This is a genomic window from Proteus sp. G4380 (assembly GCF_963885725.1).
GTDB lineage: Bacteria > Pseudomonadota > Gammaproteobacteria > Enterobacterales > Enterobacteriaceae > Proteus > Proteus mirabilis.
Map to the genome: position 1 here is coordinate 1 of NZ_CAWPAV010000150.1, position 15,465 is coordinate 15,465.

17 protein-coding genes and 1 tRNA gene are annotated in these 15,465 nt (G+C 37.6%); 10 read left to right on the top strand and 8 right to left on the bottom strand.

Annotated features, from left to right (window positions below):
* Positions 1-137 precede the first annotated feature (137 nt).
* Positions 138-470, top strand: coding sequence for a DUF1971 domain-containing protein (locus AACU98_RS13480; RefSeq protein WP_036908195.1), 333 nt, complete (start codon positions 138-140; stop codon positions 468-470).
* 2 nt (positions 471-472) lie between these two features.
* Complete coding sequence (locus AACU98_RS13485) at positions 473-817, top strand: DUF1869 domain-containing protein (protein ID WP_063215315.1); 345 nt, start codon at positions 473-475, stop codon at positions 815-817.
* 233 nt (positions 818-1,050) lie between these two features.
* Here AACU98_RS13485 and AACU98_RS13490 read toward each other — a convergent pair whose 3' ends face one another.
* Together AACU98_RS13490 and AACU98_RS13495 are read right to left on the bottom strand one after the other, a co-directional pair.
* On the bottom strand, positions 1,051-1,581 hold the full coding sequence (locus tag AACU98_RS13490; RefSeq protein ID WP_004247783.1) for a GNAT family N-acetyltransferase: 531 nt from the start codon (positions 1,579-1,581) through the stop codon (positions 1,051-1,053).
* A gap of 193 nt (positions 1,582-1,774) precedes the next feature.
* A tRNA-Ser gene (locus AACU98_RS13495) sits at positions 1,775-1,862 on the bottom strand.
* Positions 1,863-2,042: 180 nt separating this feature from the next.
* Between AACU98_RS13495 and tusE the strand changes: the two genes are divergently transcribed.
* On the top strand, positions 2,043-2,372 hold the full coding sequence (tusE, locus tag AACU98_RS13500) for a sulfurtransferase TusE (protein WP_004244693.1): 330 nt from the start codon (positions 2,043-2,045) through the stop codon (positions 2,370-2,372).
* A 2-nt stretch (positions 2,373-2,374) separates the two neighbouring features.
* On the opposite strand, the gene AACU98_RS13505 is transcribed toward tusE, so the two are convergent.
* Entirely contained in the window at positions 2,375-2,659 is a 285-nt protein-coding gene (locus tag AACU98_RS13505) for an acylphosphatase (RefSeq protein ID WP_004244692.1), read from the bottom strand.
* Between the two features lie 199 nt (positions 2,660-2,858).
* On the opposite strand from AACU98_RS13505, the gene hspQ reads away from it, so the two are divergent.
* Positions 2,859-3,179, top strand: coding sequence for a heat shock protein HspQ (hspQ, locus tag AACU98_RS13510; protein ID WP_004244691.1), 321 nt, complete (start codon positions 2,859-2,861; stop codon positions 3,177-3,179).
* A 64-nt stretch (positions 3,180-3,243) separates the two neighbouring features.
* Here the strand turns inward: hspQ and AACU98_RS13515 are convergent, their stop codons facing one another.
* Positions 3,244-3,657, bottom strand: a complete 414-nt coding sequence (locus tag AACU98_RS13515; RefSeq protein ID WP_004247691.1) for a CoA-binding protein — start codon at positions 3,655-3,657, stop codon at positions 3,244-3,246.
* 139 nt (positions 3,658-3,796) lie between these two features.
* On the opposite strand from AACU98_RS13515, the gene AACU98_RS13520 reads away from it, so the two are divergent.
* On the top strand, positions 3,797-4,255 hold the full coding sequence (locus tag AACU98_RS13520) for a methylglyoxal synthase (protein ID WP_004244689.1): 459 nt from the start codon (positions 3,797-3,799) through the stop codon (positions 4,253-4,255).
* Positions 4,256-4,259: 4 nt separating this feature from the next.
* Here the strand turns inward: AACU98_RS13520 and helD are convergent, their stop codons facing one another.
* Complete coding sequence (gene helD / locus AACU98_RS13525; RefSeq protein WP_161734901.1) at positions 4,260-6,311, bottom strand: DNA helicase IV; 2,052 nt, start codon at positions 6,309-6,311, stop codon at positions 4,260-4,262.
* A gap of 115 nt (positions 6,312-6,426) precedes the next feature.
* On the opposite strand from helD, the gene yccS reads away from it, so the two are divergent.
* Positions 6,427-8,601: a YccS family putative transporter gene (gene yccS, locus AACU98_RS13530; protein WP_004247689.1), complete on the top strand. Its 2,175-nt coding sequence runs from the start codon at positions 6,427-6,429 to the stop codon at positions 8,599-8,601.
* A gap of 129 nt (positions 8,602-8,730) precedes the next feature.
* Here the strand turns inward: yccS and AACU98_RS13535 are convergent, their stop codons facing one another.
* Complete coding sequence (locus AACU98_RS13535; protein ID WP_004244685.1) at positions 8,731-9,345, bottom strand: TfoX/Sxy family DNA transformation protein; 615 nt, start codon at positions 9,343-9,345, stop codon at positions 8,731-8,733.
* A gap of 225 nt (positions 9,346-9,570) precedes the next feature.
* On the opposite strand from AACU98_RS13535, the gene sulA reads away from it, so the two are divergent.
* Positions 9,571-10,125 (top strand): SOS-induced cell division inhibitor SulA, encoded by a 555-nt coding sequence (sulA, locus tag AACU98_RS13540; protein WP_004247687.1) that lies wholly within the window; start codon positions 9,571-9,573, stop codon positions 10,123-10,125.
* 348 nt (positions 10,126-10,473) lie between these two features.
* The gene (gene ompA / locus AACU98_RS13545) at positions 10,474-11,562 is read left to right on the top strand and encodes a porin OmpA (protein WP_004247686.1); all 1,089 of its coding nucleotides are present in this window, start codon (positions 10,474-10,476) and stop codon (positions 11,560-11,562) included.
* 164 nt (positions 11,563-11,726) lie between these two features.
* On the opposite strand, the gene matP is transcribed toward ompA, so the two are convergent.
* Positions 11,727-12,194, bottom strand: a complete 468-nt coding sequence (matP, locus tag AACU98_RS13550; protein ID WP_004244682.1) for a macrodomain Ter protein MatP — start codon at positions 12,192-12,194, stop codon at positions 11,727-11,729.
* A 364-nt stretch (positions 12,195-12,558) separates the two neighbouring features.
* On the opposite strand from matP, the gene AACU98_RS13555 reads away from it, so the two are divergent.
* Both AACU98_RS13555 and fabA read left to right on the top strand, forming a co-directional pair.
* Positions 12,559-14,301 carry an AAA family ATPase gene (locus tag AACU98_RS13555; protein ID WP_049210227.1) on the top strand — a complete coding sequence of 581 codons (1,743 nt, stop codon included), beginning with the start codon at positions 12,559-12,561 and terminating at the stop codon, positions 14,299-14,301.
* Positions 14,302-14,384: 83 nt separating this feature from the next.
* Positions 14,385-14,903, top strand: a complete 519-nt coding sequence (fabA, locus tag AACU98_RS13560) for a bifunctional 3-hydroxydecanoyl-ACP dehydratase/trans-2-decenoyl-ACP isomerase (protein ID WP_004244680.1) — start codon at positions 14,385-14,387, stop codon at positions 14,901-14,903.
* A 315-nt stretch (positions 14,904-15,218) separates the two neighbouring features.
* On the opposite strand, the gene rmf is transcribed toward fabA, so the two are convergent.
* Positions 15,219-15,389 carry a ribosome modulation factor gene (gene rmf / locus AACU98_RS13565; protein WP_004244679.1) on the bottom strand — a complete coding sequence of 57 codons (171 nt, stop codon included), beginning with the start codon at positions 15,387-15,389 and terminating at the stop codon, positions 15,219-15,221.
* Between the last annotated feature and the right edge of the window lie 76 nt (positions 15,390-15,465).

Sequence of the window (15,465 nt, forward strand, 5' to 3'; positions counted from 1 at the left end):
ATTGCATTTGAAATACTTCTTTATTGGCGGTAAATTTTGGTCAAAGAAGAAATAATTTATCAGGTGATTTATCTCTGTTTTTTATTTTCACTAAGATAAAAAGCAACAAAATAACTGGCAATAATAAGGGAGAAGCAATGAAACGTATCATTATTCCCACAAACTATATTCATATACGAACAACGCCTTTTTGGACAAGGGAGACAGCCCCTAAATCAATCTGGGAGAGACATTTAGACAAAGGCACCCAGCAAGGGGTATACCCTAGATTATCCGTGATGCAAGGCACTATTATTTATTATGCCTATACCGATCAATATAGCCCAAAGCCTACCGAAACCTTAGTGATTAAGGAGGGTGAGTTTGGTGTATTTCCACCAGAAACTTGGCACAGAATTGAAGCACAAACTGAAGACACCGTGTTTAATATCGACTTTTATGTTGACCCCAAAATACTTGCTGAAGGTTAAAAATGACTACGGAAAATGATAATAAAGGTTATTTATTGACACTTATTTGTGATAACAGTAATGATAAAGTAGAGAAAATCTTCCTTAATCCTAAGATACTTTATATTCCTGATGTTGCCGCTAAAGAAATTTTGTTATTAACTAACGAATTAAAGGGCAAAATAGATCTCTCAGCCCAAGCGCTGACTTTAACGCTCACCAATAAAAATAATGGTGTTTCAGTGGATAAAGAATGCGAGATAAAAGATTTACTTGATCCTGATATGGCGAGTCTAATGGTTAAAGATTTAATCAATATCGTCCGTGGTTATGATATGGATGAAGAAGCCAATGTTTGTGGTTGGTAAATTAAAAATTAATCAACAATTAAAGCAGTCACTATCTCATTCTATAAAGGAAATAGAGTTAATAAGCTACTAAATGATGAATACAATATCTTATTCATCATTTAGTACATTAACGATTATTAATAATTAAATTTTTTAATCGTTAATTTAAAAATAAGCTCTAGGACTGGGGCTTATTTTGGTGTATTTAGAAAAATATCATATATAGCAAAATGATATTAACTTATTTTTATTTAACTATTACTCTCAGGCTTAAGTTTAAACATAATGGTTGTAGCCTCAAACTTACCATCAACTGCTTGAGCAAACTCAGGAATTTCACCACTAACTTGCCAACCAAGAAAGCGATATAGACTCACCGTCATACCTTTTGTAATGGTATCTAAAGTTAAAAGTGTTATCCCTCTCTCCCATGCTATTTGTTCAGCCTTTTGCATCAATTGCTGTGCTATTCCTTTATGCCTATGATCAGGGGATACTAATAGTTTGCAAATCTCCCCACGATGTTTGCCATTCGGTTTAGTGCATAATTCAAGACCAACAACACCGACTATTTGTCCGTCAATCACTGCAGTAATTAATTTAAACGTATTTGTTGATAATGAGTGATTAACACTAAGCCAATAATTTCTCATATCATCTACTTGAGTTTCTGCGTCAGTATACCCAACACTTGCCCCACCAAGGACACATCTATATAACAATTTGGTGAGTTGTTCTATTTTAATTTCACTTATTTTGTCATCATAACAATAAATCATCATATTGAGTGTTCCCAGTCGTAAATATATTCAACCATAATCTATTCGAAATATTTAGAGGTTACAATAATGCTCAATACTCTTTATACAAACAGAAATTTAAATAATTATGAATAAAACTGTTGACTAGGAAATTTGTTTTTAGTGGTTCAAAGGAAGTTAAGGAGACTTCAGGAGATGTTAGGAGACATTGAGATGGCGGAGGAGGAGAGATTCGAACTCTCGGATGGTTTCCCATCGGCGGTTTTCAAGACCGCTGCCTTCAGCCGCTCGGCCACCCCTCCGCAATGGGGAGCAATATAAACATCCACGCTTATATTGTAAAGCCCTTATTGTCTTGTTTGGCGTAATTTTAAACGCCCTTTGATTTAACAGCTTAATTTATCAACGATTTACGCATTAGACTTGGGTATTGCGGTTATTTTTGCTAAATTAAATGATTATTTTTGATTGGTTAGAAACACATGTTTGTATTTAACGGACAACAAATCGAGACAGATAGTCACGGTTATTTAAAAAACAGCAATGAATGGACCGAAGAGATGGTGCCAATATTAGCTGAACTTGAAGAAATTGAACTCACAGAGCAACATTGGGAAATTATCCGTTTTGTGCGCCAGTTTTATTTAGAATTTAATACCTCACCGGCGATCCGAATGTTAGTAAAAGCATTAGCACAAAAATATGGCGATGAAAAAGGCAATAGCCGTTATCTATACCGCTTATTCCCTAAAGGTCCTGCTAAACAGGCAACGAAGCTCGCGGGCTTACCTAAACCTGTCAAATGTATTTAATACTAAGATGCATAATGGCGGATTGAAAAGTCTGCCATTTCTTCATATTGGCATGGTGTTGCCGACCAGAATACAATCTTACTCCCTATTGGTCCTCCAGCAGCCAACCAATCTTCTATTTTTCTCAGTACCTGCTCTTCAGCAAAAGCTCTGATCCCCACACTGCCATCATCACGATTCCACACATAACCCGTAATAGGCTGCTTTTTCATCCATTGATAAGTATGAAAGCGGAAACCGACACCTTGTACACGACCTTGAATAATATATTCTCTACCAACCTTCATTTACCTACCCTCCAAACTTACATGTGACGCAAAAATTCCGATAAGATTGTTGTCTTTTCTTTATACAATAGATAATCTGATTTTGTGAGGTTTGCATTTACACTGGATAACGACGTGTTTAATTTTGTTACACCTTGAAATTTCACTTTATGCCCTCATATACAGAAATTAATAAAGCAAGGTTTTACGGAGGTGATAAATGATGATCGCCAGCAAATTTGGAATAGGCCAGCAGGTTAGACATAAACTACTCGGTTATTTAGGTGTAGTTGTTGATGTGGATGCTGAATATTCCCTTGATCAACCTAACGAGGATGATATTGCATCTAATATGACCTTGCGATCAGCGCCTTGGTATCATGTTGTCATGGAAGATGATGAAGGACAACCGGTTCATACCTATTTAGCTGAAGCTCAAATAACTTATGAACTCTCAGATGAGCATTTAGATAATGACTCAATGGATGAGTTGTCACAATCAATCCGCAACCAATTACAGGCTCCGCGATTAAGAAACTAATTTTCTTCCATTCTTAACCTTAATGATAATCGCCGAATACATTTCGGCGATTTTACTCTGCCTATTACCAAGGCAATCCGTGGGCTTCTATCTCTTTTTTAGGACAGCGATCCATAACCACACGCAACCCCGATTGTTCAGCTAATGCTTTTGCTTCTTCATTGATCACACCTATCTGTAACCATAAAACTTTAGCATTAATTTTAATCGCTTCTTTGGCAATCTCGAGCGCTGCTGCTGATTGACGAAATACATCTACCATATCAATCGCCACAGGAATATCTTGCAAATGACCATAACATTGCTGGCCTAATATTGTTTCCCCTGCCATACCCGGATTAACGGGGATCACCTCATAGCCTTGCTCTAATAAGAATTTCATGACTTTATAACTAGGGCGATCTTCTTTATGACTTGCACCAACCAGTGCAATTGTTTTGACACTTCTTAGAATGTCATAAATCTCTGAATCAACCATTTATATGCTCCGTTATCAGCAGGAAGATTGAAAATCTTATGATACATCATAGTATCTTGTTCCGCTCATAGCTTGTAAGATAAAAAAAAGGTATGTTGACAACTGGAATAATAACTGTATTTATTTTTAAAGGTAGCAAATGGAACAAATTGACCGCACACTCGCCACAGAAAAAAATATTGCGTTAGTTGCACATGATCACTGTAAAAGCTCATTGCTTGAATGGGTTAAAAACAACAGTGAACAGCTTTCTCACCATAAGTTATTTGCCACAGGAACAACAGGAAATCTGGTTAATCACCATACAGGATTAGAGGTCACTCAGATGTTAAGTGGCCCCATGGGAGGTGATCAACAAATTGGTGCTATGATCGCAGAAAAGAAAATTGATATTCTTATTTTCTTTTGGGATCCACTCAATGCCGTTCCTCATGATCCAGATGTGAAAGCGCTGTTACGCCTAGCAACAGTCTGGAATATTCCCGTAGCAACCAATCGTGCGACGGCTAATTTTCTTATTTCGTCCCCTCTTTTTTCACAAGAGTCAAAAATTAAAATTCCCGACTATGAAGGTTATTTAAAAGAACGTTTAAAATAATGCCTTATGGTTTTTTTTGCGTAGGGACACCTTGAGATTTTAATTCTGACACAAAACAAGATGGTTGTTGTTTATTAAATAATAACCATACTTGTTTTTTTGCTCTTGTTAATGCCACATACATTAATCGGCGCTCTTCAGCATTAGGATAGTCTTCAACAGGGGGTAATAAAGCGGTTTCTATAATCGACTCTCTTGCCGGAGCTGGAAATCCGTCTTTACCCGATTGTAAACCTAATATAATCACATAATCAGCTTGTTGACCTTTTGAAGCATGAAAAGTCATAAACTGTAATTTTAATTTGGGCCAGCGCGTTTTCGCCTTTTTCAATAAATCAGGTTGTAAGTAATGATAACGCGCTAATAAAAGGATCGTTTCATCGTCACTGACATAACCACTCATTTTATTTAATAAACTTTCTAATTGATCATCCGGCAATAATACAACAGCTTTTTTATTACCTTTTGTTAAGCTATTTAAAGGCTTAGCTAATTGATTAGGATTTTGTTGAATAAATGTATTGGCAACGTCACCTATAGTCGAATTAAAACGATAAGTGGTATCTAATGCACACTCAGCACCATCACCAAAAGATTGATGAAACGCTGTTGTTAGTAATAATTCAGCCCCACTAAAGCGATAAATAGCTTGCCAGTCATCACCAACTGCAAATAATGAAGTTTGTGTATTTTGTTGTTTTAACGCATTTAATAGTGCTGCTCTTAGTGGTGAAATATCTTGGAATTCATCCACCAGAATATGTTTCCAAGGACTGACGAAACGCCCTTTTTCTATCAGATTAATGGCTTGATGTAATAGCCCTGAAAAATCAATGGCATTCTCTTCTTTTAATGCGGTTTTCCATGCCTTTAACAGTGGTGCTAATAGTTTTAAACACTTTTTAAATGCATCCGTATATTCTGCAGGCACAGAATCAATCATTGTTTTTTGGCTACCACCTTGCATTCTTAATAAACTGATCCACCGCTCTAACCTTACGGCAACTTGATTTTCTAATTTTTTATCATGCCAAAACTCCCCATCAGGGATATCCCATGCTAGCTCTTCAGATAACCACTCACGCCAGCCTTTCGCTTGTGCTTTTTTCTGCTGACACTGCTCACGCCACTGCGTTAACAATAGTGTTCTTCTCTTTTCACTATTGATTTCTAATTCGCTGATCTTGGGTTGTTTTTTAGTTGACTGTTGGATAATAAATAATGCCAATGCATGAAAGGTTTTCGCCGTAATATCAGCGTTTAAGCGCTCAGATAAACGTTGGTTCATCTCTTCAGCGGCTTTACGTCCAAAAGCCAATAGTAGAATTTGTTCAGAGGTTGCTAGTTTACGACGTAACAACCACCCTGCTCTTGCCACTAGTACCGACGTTTTACCACTACCAGCACCCGCTAATACCAATATATTATCTTCACCGTTGATAACGGCTTTACATTGCGATTCATTTAAAGGCGATGTTTCAATGGTAGTAAAAAACTCCGCATGCTCTGTCAACATACGGGTGATCCATTGCTCATTTTCTTGCGCAATTAATGCCTTACCTTGCTGTAACCACTGTAAACAGCGTTGATAATGCACCTTACAGTTATCAAATTGAGCAAGTCGTTCCAGAGGAAGAGGAAGAGCAGAAAAACTTTCTTGGATAGCCTGTTGAATACCGGCTAACTGGTTTTGTTTTATCCATTTATCGCTTTGAATTATATCTTGGATAGAAGAGAGTTGCTTTTCAAGTACTTGCGCCGTTATCTCACTCATCTCTTGGCTCCATATTTGCCAAGTTTGATAAAGATAGCGGTAAAATTGTTGCGTTTCTTCCCAGTCCGTTCCATGCAAACGAACCACTTTATTGTCGGGCAGTAAAAACTCTAACTCTCCCCACACAATGCCTTTTTTACAAAAAATGTCGATCAATTCATTAAAAGGAATTAAATATTGATGCTTTTCACCACTGACCTCAATACCCGCATTTAACAATTTTACCCTGTTATAAGGATGCTGAGCTAAACGTTGTCCCATTGGGGTTGATTTCAGTTCCATTCTGTAATTCCTACAATAAATAACAAATAGTCTGTCGTTAAACTCTTTTTTATCTGTAATAAACCCTATATTCTAAGAGGTAATTATCTCCATCTTGTTTATTTAAGGGCTTTTTGTGTTCAATTTGTTTAATGGCGCCCGCCGATTTATCTATAATAGCCACTTTTTATATTATATTCGCATAATAATCGCACTTACGGGAACGACTTTATTTCCATGGGCTTTAGGACAAGAACCAAAATATACTATACCTCTTACATTAGGTGTTGTCGCAGCCGCATTAACTGACTTAGATGATAGGCTTGTGGGCCGCTTAAGAAACCTTGTGATCACCTTATGTTGTTTCTTATTAGCATCAACATCCATCGGATTACTCTACCCTTACCCTATTTTATTCTTTTGTGGTCTTGCTATCTCCACTTGGGGGTTTATTTTATTAGGCGCCTTGGGTCAGCGTTATGCTACCATCGCCTTTGGTGCGCTATTAATCGCTATTTATACCATGTTAGGTATGCCGATTTTCCCAGAATGGCATGAACAACCTATTTGGCTCCTTTTAGGCGCGATTTGGTATAATTTGCTTACCTTAATTGGTCACCTACTTTTCCCTATTCGTCCCGTTCAAGATAGCCTTACGCGTTATTATCAGCAGCTTTCCGCTTATCTAGAAGCCAAGGCCGCATTATTTGATCCCGATATTGAAGGTGATCAACAGCAATTACTGTATAACTTGGCATTGGCTAATAATCAGTTAATTGAGGCAATGAGCCAAACTAAACTAACATTACTAAGCCGTTTAAAAGGTGATAGGGGCCAGCGTAGCAGTCGTTTCACATTGCATTATTACTTTGTGGCTCAAGATATTCATGAACGGGCCAGCTCTTCTCATATTCAATATCAATTACTGAGTGATAGATTACGCCACAGTGATGTCCTTTTCCGCTTTCAGCGCTTACTGTCAATGCAAGCAAGAGCCTGCGAACAAGTCGCTCAATCTATTCTTTGGCATAAAAAGTACCAACATAATCCTCATTTTGAACGTGCAATCACTCATTTAGAAAATGCACTTAATAATGTAAAAAACAGTACTTCTGATCCACAAATTATTGCGCCACTCTATAATTTATTACAAAACTTACAGGGCATCGATGCTTTATTAAAAAGTATTAGTACAGAGCAATATCAAATCTCTCATGACCAAAAAGAAGAAACTCAGTTATCTGATGAAGGGCTTACTGGGTGGCGAGATATCGTGCTAAGAATAAAAGGTCACTTAACACCAAAATCAGCTCTATTTAGACATGCAGTACGAATGTCACTTGTCTTATGTATAGGTTATGTGATCATCCAGTTTTTTGATTTGCATCGAGGGTACTGGATTTTATTAACCAGTTTGTTTGTTTGTCAGCCTAACTATAATGCGACACGTAGACGATTAACATTACGGGTCAGTGGCACTATTATTGGTATTTTAATTGGTTTCCCTATTCTCTATTTTGTGCCTTCCATCGAAGGTCAATTAGTGCTTATTGTTGTGACAGGTACGCTCTTTTTTGCTTTCCGAACCGTACAATACGCTCATGCCACTTTGTTTATTACCCTACTCGTTTTATTAAGTTTTAATTTATTAGGTGAAGGCTATGATGTCGCACTACCGCGGATCATTGATACGTTAATTGGTTGTGCTATTGCCTGGTTTGCAGTCAGTTTTATTTGGCCGGATTGGAAGTTCCGTCAGTTGCCATTGCTCATCCAAAAAACCATGACCAATAACTGCTACTATCTTGATGCGATCCTCATTCAGTATTATCAAGGAAGAGATAATAGCGTTAATTATCGTATTGCACGTCGTAATGCACATAGCAGTGATGGTGAGTTAGCATCTTTAATTTCTAACATGTCATCAGAGCCTAAAAGCTTTCAAACCTCTCAAGAAGAAGCATTTAAATTACTTTGTTTAAATCATACTTTACTGAGCTATATTTCAGCATTAGGTGTTCATCGTTGCAAAATTGAAGATGAAGCAGTACTCACCCTGCTTAATGATACTGTCTGTTATATTGATTCAGCGTTGAGACGTAAAAAACCACAAGATAATGATTTTATACAATCTCACGATCAACTTATCGCACGTGTTAATGCACAACCAAGTTCAGATAACGCCCGTATTCAATTAGTGTTAACGCAAATACGCTTGTTACTGGATTTATTGCCACAAATTGTCAATTGCATTGAGCTAATTGAGCAAACAGAATGGCAAAACGATAAAGATAAATTAGCTACAGCTTGATGGATAAAAAGTTATTTTCTCTAATTTCTATTAGAACCTTAGAGAAAATAACAGACTCTATTGGCTTAAGTTTGCTCTTATTCCGTTATTCCTGTTCATTCTAATGTACTCAAGTCCGAGTACTGTAGTTTAATAGGATTTAACGGATAACTCTTTATACCAATTTAACAATTCCATTTTTAATTGACTAGGTAACACAGAGCGATGACAGCCAACAATAGCACCTGCTAACGCAAGCAATAAGTCGCTATTTCCTTGCTTAGGTTGCGCAATCAGTTTTAAATAACATGCCTTCGCACCGATCGTACGTAATTCCTCGATACGGTTAATCCCAACTTGATTCAGCTTTTTCTCTAATGCTATGCCCAAATTGGGTAAATCTTTGATACGACGAGGCTGCTTTTGCTGCCCTAAAAACTCCTGAGTACTATAGTGATATGCAAAATCGATATATTGATTGAGCTTAGCGCTATTACGCCATATTGCTTGCGTAATACGATAATAGCGCAATGTAATGGGGATACCTTTTTTTAGATAGACGTATGCATCCATGTTGTTTGCTTTATAGAGTGTTTCAGCAAAACCACTCCCTTTTAAATAAAATTCATTATCAGCAGTAATCGCAAAGATAACCTCATCAACCATTAAGCTATAACCGCCGAATTGAGACTTCTTACTTAACTTTCCATATTCCGCTACGCGCGATAATAAATGAGCCTTCCTTTGCTCAGGTAAAATTGACATCAGATCTCCAAACCACAAAAAATATTTTTATCTTAAAATTCAAATATATGAATGTATTCTTGATGGTTAAGACAATAAATAAATGTCCTTTTTTTGCCAATAGTTACCCGATCAAAAATATGAATTTACATAAATTTTGAGAGCAACTTTCAAAAAATTGATCTTGATTTAAGTGAAACTCAGGTATACTGTATATACATACAGTACATATTGAACGAGGTAAATATGAAACTCTCAACATCATCTTTGGCAAGACAAAATGGCCTTTTCCAAGAGATCTCTACTGAGGTATTACCTCTCTCTATGGCCTCCGATGCAATTACAACAACAATGCCCGATAATAGACAAGGCATGGTAAGTGAACTGCTTTACCAAAATCCCTTGATGATTAACCACATCTTACTACCTCTGTTAAAACAGTATAGCCATGAATCACGTTGGTTACTGTGGTTGAGTCCACAACAAAAATTAAATCGTAGTTGGTTAAAAGAAACCGGCTTACCCCTGAATAAAATCATTCAACTCAATCATGTTGATTCAATTAATACTGTGGAATTAATGGAGAAAGCACTACTAAGTGGAAACTACAGTGTAGTATTGGGTTGGTTACCAGAAATATCGTCAGAAGAGATGAAAAGATTAGAATATGCTGCCAGCATCGGTAAAGCGTTAGGTTTTATCATGCGACAACAAAACAGTAATCATATCCAAATAGAAAACAATAATTCCTCTAAACGACATTTAAACTCGATAAAAATTCATTCAAATCACTACCATTAGTGAAATTTAAGAGTTTTCCTAATACTCATAACGCAACATTATCATTTAAGATAAGTCATAATCAATTGTAACTTAAATCATATGGTTACAAGAAATTTAACAAAAATATAGAATAATTCTTATTGTGAATAACGGCCGATCTTTTTAAAATTTTAAGTCGAATTTTAAAGGGATACTTGTAACTTTTTAAGTTCATTGTAGACTTTATATCGTTAAGGTTATGCTTTAAATCCCGTTTTTGGGGATCATCATTTGATGAAAGCATCGAATTCCTAACAATAATTTAACCAAGGGCAAATAATAAGGCTTAAAGCCAAATGCCTAACTTGGATGATAACGAGGCGTAAAATGAAAAAGACAGCTATCGCATTAGCAGTGGCAGTGGCAGCTTTCGCAACTGCAGCGCAAGCAGCTCCAAAAGACAATACTTGGTATACCGGTGGTAAATTAGGTTGGTCTCAGTATCAAAGTACTGGTAACAATTGGGACGGCGTGAATATCGGTAACGGTAGCACACACAAAGACCAAATTGGTGCTGGTGCATTTGCTGGTTATCAGTACAACCAATACTTAGGTTTTGAACTGGGTTATGACTGGTTAGGTCGTATGGCTTATAAAGGTTCATACAACAACGGTGCATTCAAAGCTCAAGGTATCCAATTAACCACTAAATTAAGCTATCCAGTAATGGATGACTTAGACGTTTATACACGTTTAGGTGGTATGGTATGGCGTGCAGATTCAACTGCAACTATTAATGCAACTTCAGCAGGAACTCAAAAACGTTTCTCTGAAAATGATACTGGCGTTTCTCCAGTATTCGCATTAGGTACTGAATACGCGATCACTCCTAACATTGCTACTCGTCTTGAGTATCAGTGGATCAACAACATCGGTGATAAAGGTACTCTGAACGCTCGTCCAGACAATGGTATGCTGAGTGTTGGTGTTGCTTACCGTTTCAACCAAGAAACTCCAGCTCCAGTTGTTGAGCCAGCTCCAGTAGTTGCTCCAGCTCCAGTTGTTGAGAACAAAACCTTTACTCTGCGTTCAGACGTTCTGTTCAACTACAACAAATCTTCTCTGAAAGCTGAAGGTCAAGAAGCACTGAATGGTCTGTACAACGAATTAGCTAACATCGACCCAACTCAAGGTCGTGTCGTAGTTATCGGTTACACTGACCGTATTGGTTCTCAAAACTACAACCTGCCTCTGTCAGAAAAACGTGCTCAATCTGTAGTTGATTACCTGGTATCTAAAGGTATTCCTGCAAACAGCATCTCTGCAGAAGGTCGTGGTAAAGAAAACCCAGTAACTGGCAACACTTGTGACAACATCAAAGCTCGTGCAGCTCTGATCGATTGCTTAGCGCCAGACCGTCGTGTAGAAATCGAAATCCAAGGTACAACTGAAGTTGTTGTTCAACCTGGTCAATAATTCAAATAGTAGAGAAATCTACTGTAATGAATTCTAAAAAAACCCTGCTTCGGCAGGGTTTTTCTTTTGATGATGACTTTAAATGATTAGCAGAGATATTCTCTATACCTCTTAAGTTAACGCTATACTGATGATCTCTCGATAATAAACAACGCTATTGTCATCTACTCTTTTTTCTGTTTGTCTCGTTCTAGTAACTCAATTAGGCCATCTTTTAGGTTATGTACTTTTAGTGCATACTGCTCTTTTCGCTCCGCATCTTCGATAAGCTGGACAATCGTTTCTGATAATGTCAAACCTCGGCGCTGAGATAGTGCTGATAGGCGTTGCCAAACCTTAAAAGTTAAATCGATAGATTTTTTACGCGTATGCTGATGTTCAGCATTAAAATAACGCTTTCTTCGAGCACGAATAGTTTGCTTCATTCTATTCGATAACTCAGGGTTCATATGTAAATTGATCCATTCAAGGACTTTTAATGGTTGAGATTCAAGGCGTAATAGTTGCTCAACCACTTCATCGGCGGCGCTCTTTTCGACATAACGGGTGATTAACTCACCTTCGCGATGTTTTTTTACCAAATAAGCCCACTTCCAGCCACATTCTAGATTTTCTAACTGTTGATATTTCATACAAATCACCGTGACAACGTAACTACATACTAGCATATCAACAATTTTGCCAAAAAACTGCCTTAAACCGAATATTTTTGCTTAAATTATCACCAAAAAAGATAAGTAGTTTTTGTTACCTACCACCGACAAATGTCAGAAGGGATAGTTTTCTAACCACGTTGTGATAGAATCGTGCGTCGCTATAATAAAACAATACATTCAATTTAATAGGTTATAGCAAAAGTAATGGCAACGTATATTCCCGGCCAAAAGTATAGACATAATATAACTGTCAATAGCTGTCTTATTGCAGGATAGATACCAGCTATTAACGCTTTATGTTAACTTCCATGTTCACTACTCAATAATAAAAACGGTAACCTTGAAAAACAACGAATTAGAATGGCAGGCGTTACGCCCAGATTACGCCTCCTACCAAACTTTCTTTCAAACAGCATCGCAATTGCCTGCATCTTCACTTCGTGAGGTTCAACCTCGCTTATATGAAAGCTTACAGTGGCTAAATAATGCAGAAGCAGGCCAATTTATGCTGTTAAAAGCAGAAGATTCTACTGCTTATTTCGAAACACTCGCTGATACATTACAACAAGCAGAGATAAAAACTTATCCTGTTGTAGGTGCCTATCAAGCTGAGTCTAATCAAATTTATTGGCAAGAAAATGTAGAAGGCTCATTTTCATCATCAGAATCTATTGCTTGTTGCCAATGGATAGAGCCAGAACAACTTTTTGGTTCATTTTATTATCATAAAGATAAGCTCCTCGTTAACCCAGGACTGTTGCATAAAGTCAATGGTGGTATTTTAGTCTTATCCATTAAAACGCTCTTAGCACAACCCTTAATGTGGTTCCGACTGAAAAAGATGGTTGAAGAGCAACGCTTTGAATGGTTAGTGTGGAATGACCATCAAGCACTTCCTTTGCCTATTGAAGCCATGCCCCTTCACTTGCGTGTTATTTTAGTGGGCGATCGCCTAAGCTTAGAAGAGCTTGAGTTTATGGAGCCTAATATCAGCAGTACGGCACTATATGGCGAATATGAGTACGATATGTATTTAGAAGATGAAACCGCCCTGAGCCAATGGTGTGGTTTTGTTAATGGGCTTTGCCAAAAATATCGTCTGCCTTCATTATCTGCTGATGCTTGGCAAGTATTACTGACTCAGGGCGCAAGAGAGCATGAAGATCAGCTTATCTTATCTCTCGATCTTGAACTCATATTACGCCAATTACGTTATGCCATACGTTTTAATCATGATGCTTATCTTGGTGCCGAGGCGCTTAAAAAAGCGCAAGAAAATCGTTTATGGCGACATAGCTACTTATTAGAACGAAGCCGTGATGAAATATTACAAGGCCAAGTCACTATTCACACTGAAGGTGAAATGGTAGGCCAAATAAACGGTCTTTCTGTCTTAGATTATCCCGGTTATCCCGATCTAATTGGCGAGCCAACTCGTATTACCTGTGTGGCTCATATTGGTGATGGCGAACTGGTCGATATTGAACGAAAAGCAGAATTAGGTGGCAATATCCATGCAAAAGGCATGATGATTATGCAAGCCTACTTAAATTCTGAATTACGATTAGATCAGCCACAACCTTTTAGTGCTTCCGTCGTTTTTGAACAATCTTACGGTGAAGTAGATGGTGATAGTGCCTCACTAGCAGAATTATGTGCGCTAATCAGTACATTGTCACAACACCCAATTGATCAACAAATCGCCGTAACCGGTGCCGTAGATCAATTTGGTCAGGTACAACCTATTGGTGGTGTTAATCAAAAAATTGAAGGCTTTTTTGATATCTGTCAGCAAAGAGGATTAACAGGATCACAAGGGGTTATTATACCGCTGGCGAACGTGCGACATCTGGTTTTAAACGATAGCGTGATACAAGCTGTCAAAGAAAATAAGTTCCATATTTGGCCGGTTGTCCATGTTGCAGAAGCAATTACTTTGCTAACACATCAGCCTTATTACGAAGAACAATGTGAAAATCCACAATCAAATGAACACTTGTTAGCTGTTATTCATGATCGAATAACACAAGCTAATAATCAGGATAGGCCTAAGTTACCTTGGTTCCTACGCTTATTCAGATAATTCTGTTTCAAGTGATCGGAGTTGTTCAGCGTACAAGTGTAAGCTATTCTGTTACCTTACACTTGATAAAGGCTATATAAACAATGGTTGATAAACGCGAATCTTATTCTAAAGAAGACCTCATTGCTTCAGGCCGTGGTGAATTATTTGGCCAAGATGGCCCACCACTGCCTTCAGGTAATATGCTAATGATGGATCGCATCATTAAAATGACTGAAGATGGCGGCTCCCATAATAAAGGCTTTATCGAAGCAGAATTCGATATCAAGCCAGACTTATGGTTTTTTGATTGCCACTTTGTCAATGATCCTGTTATGCCGGGTTGTTTAGGGCTTGATGCAATGTGGCAACTGGTAGGTTTCTACCTAGGTTGGTTAGGCGGTGAAGGTAAAGGCCGAGCTTTGGGTGTGGGTGAAGTGAAGTTCACTGGACAAATTCTACCAACAGCCAAAAAAGTCACCTATAAAATTGATTTCAAACGTGTTATCAATCGTAAGCTTATTATGGGTATTGCTGACGGTGAAGTTTATGTTGATGGTAAACTGATTTATGAAGCCAAAGATTTAAAAGTCGGCTTATTTAAAGATACCTCAGCATTCTAAGTCAATATTACACATAGATAGATAAGAGCCTATTCTCTTCGATGAGATTAGGCTTTTTCTTTTATGGTGGTATGGTGGTATCTCAGATAAGAGTACTTGGCAAGTTTTCGCCCTACCGTATTTTACAACATAAAAAGGCCTACCACGGTAGACCTTTTTATTTCCAATTCACAGTTGTTATTTATATTCAAATTGTCCTATGTTCAAGTTATTCATAGGAATATGCATAAATAACCCTCTTTTGATTATCAATTAAATCTTGGTGATAATATTTGCGATAACACAGGTGTCCGCAGTATCACCTCGACGGGTTATTTATTTTGCAAGCCCAGGGCGATCTTCCATGGCCTGTCGCCAACCTCCTAGCCAATGTGAACGTGCATCAATGGCAAAATAGGGACACTGCTCTTTTGAACGACCTTGCATACCGGCTTGGTAACCTTTCGATAATGCTCTAGCTAAACGATCTCGTTTCTGTCTTTTCATATTTAGACAACCCTCACGTTCTAAGTTTAAGCGGAAAGATAATGATTGTTTTTCATACAACCACTATAAATTGATA

Bases quoted from the DNA above. Each gene is read 5' to 3' on its own strand.
- AACU98_RS13480 (WP_036908195.1), top strand. From the start codon at position 138: ATGAAACGTATCATTATTCCCACAAACTATATTCATATACGAACAACG.
- AACU98_RS13485 (WP_063215315.1), top strand. From the start codon at position 473: ATGACTACGGAAAATGATAATAAAGGTTATTTATTGACACTTATTTGT.
- AACU98_RS13490 (WP_004247783.1), bottom strand. From the start codon at position 1,581: ATGATGATTTATTGTTATGATGACAAAATAAGTGAAATTAAAATAGAA.
- tusE (WP_004244693.1), top strand. From the start codon at position 2,043: ATGTTTGTATTTAACGGACAACAAATCGAGACAGATAGTCACGGTTAT.
- AACU98_RS13505 (WP_004244692.1), bottom strand. From the start codon at position 2,659: ATGAAGGTTGGTAGAGAATATATTATTCAAGGTCGTGTACAAGGTGTC.
- hspQ (WP_004244691.1), top strand. From the start codon at position 2,859: ATGATGATCGCCAGCAAATTTGGAATAGGCCAGCAGGTTAGACATAAA.
- AACU98_RS13515 (WP_004247691.1), bottom strand. From the start codon at position 3,657: ATGGTTGATTCAGAGATTTATGACATTCTAAGAAGTGTCAAAACAATT.
- AACU98_RS13520 (WP_004244689.1), top strand. From the start codon at position 3,797: ATGGAACAAATTGACCGCACACTCGCCACAGAAAAAAATATTGCGTTA.
- helD (WP_161734901.1), bottom strand. From the start codon at position 6,311: ATGGAACTGAAATCAACCCCAATGGGACAACGTTTAGCTCAGCATCCT.
- AACU98_RS13535 (WP_004244685.1), bottom strand. From the start codon at position 9,345: ATGTCAATTTTACCTGAGCAAAGGAAGGCTCATTTATTATCGCGCGTA.
- sulA (WP_004247687.1), top strand. From the start codon at position 9,571: ATGAAACTCTCAACATCATCTTTGGCAAGACAAAATGGCCTTTTCCAA.
- ompA (WP_004247686.1), top strand. From the start codon at position 10,474: ATGAAAAAGACAGCTATCGCATTAGCAGTGGCAGTGGCAGCTTTCGCA.
- matP (WP_004244682.1), bottom strand. From the start codon at position 12,194: ATGAAATATCAACAGTTAGAAAATCTAGAATGTGGCTGGAAGTGGGCT.
- fabA (WP_004244680.1), top strand. From the start codon at position 14,385: ATGGTTGATAAACGCGAATCTTATTCTAAAGAAGACCTCATTGCTTCA.
- rmf (WP_004244679.1), bottom strand. From the start codon at position 15,389: ATGAAAAGACAGAAACGAGATCGTTTAGCTAGAGCATTATCGAAAGGT.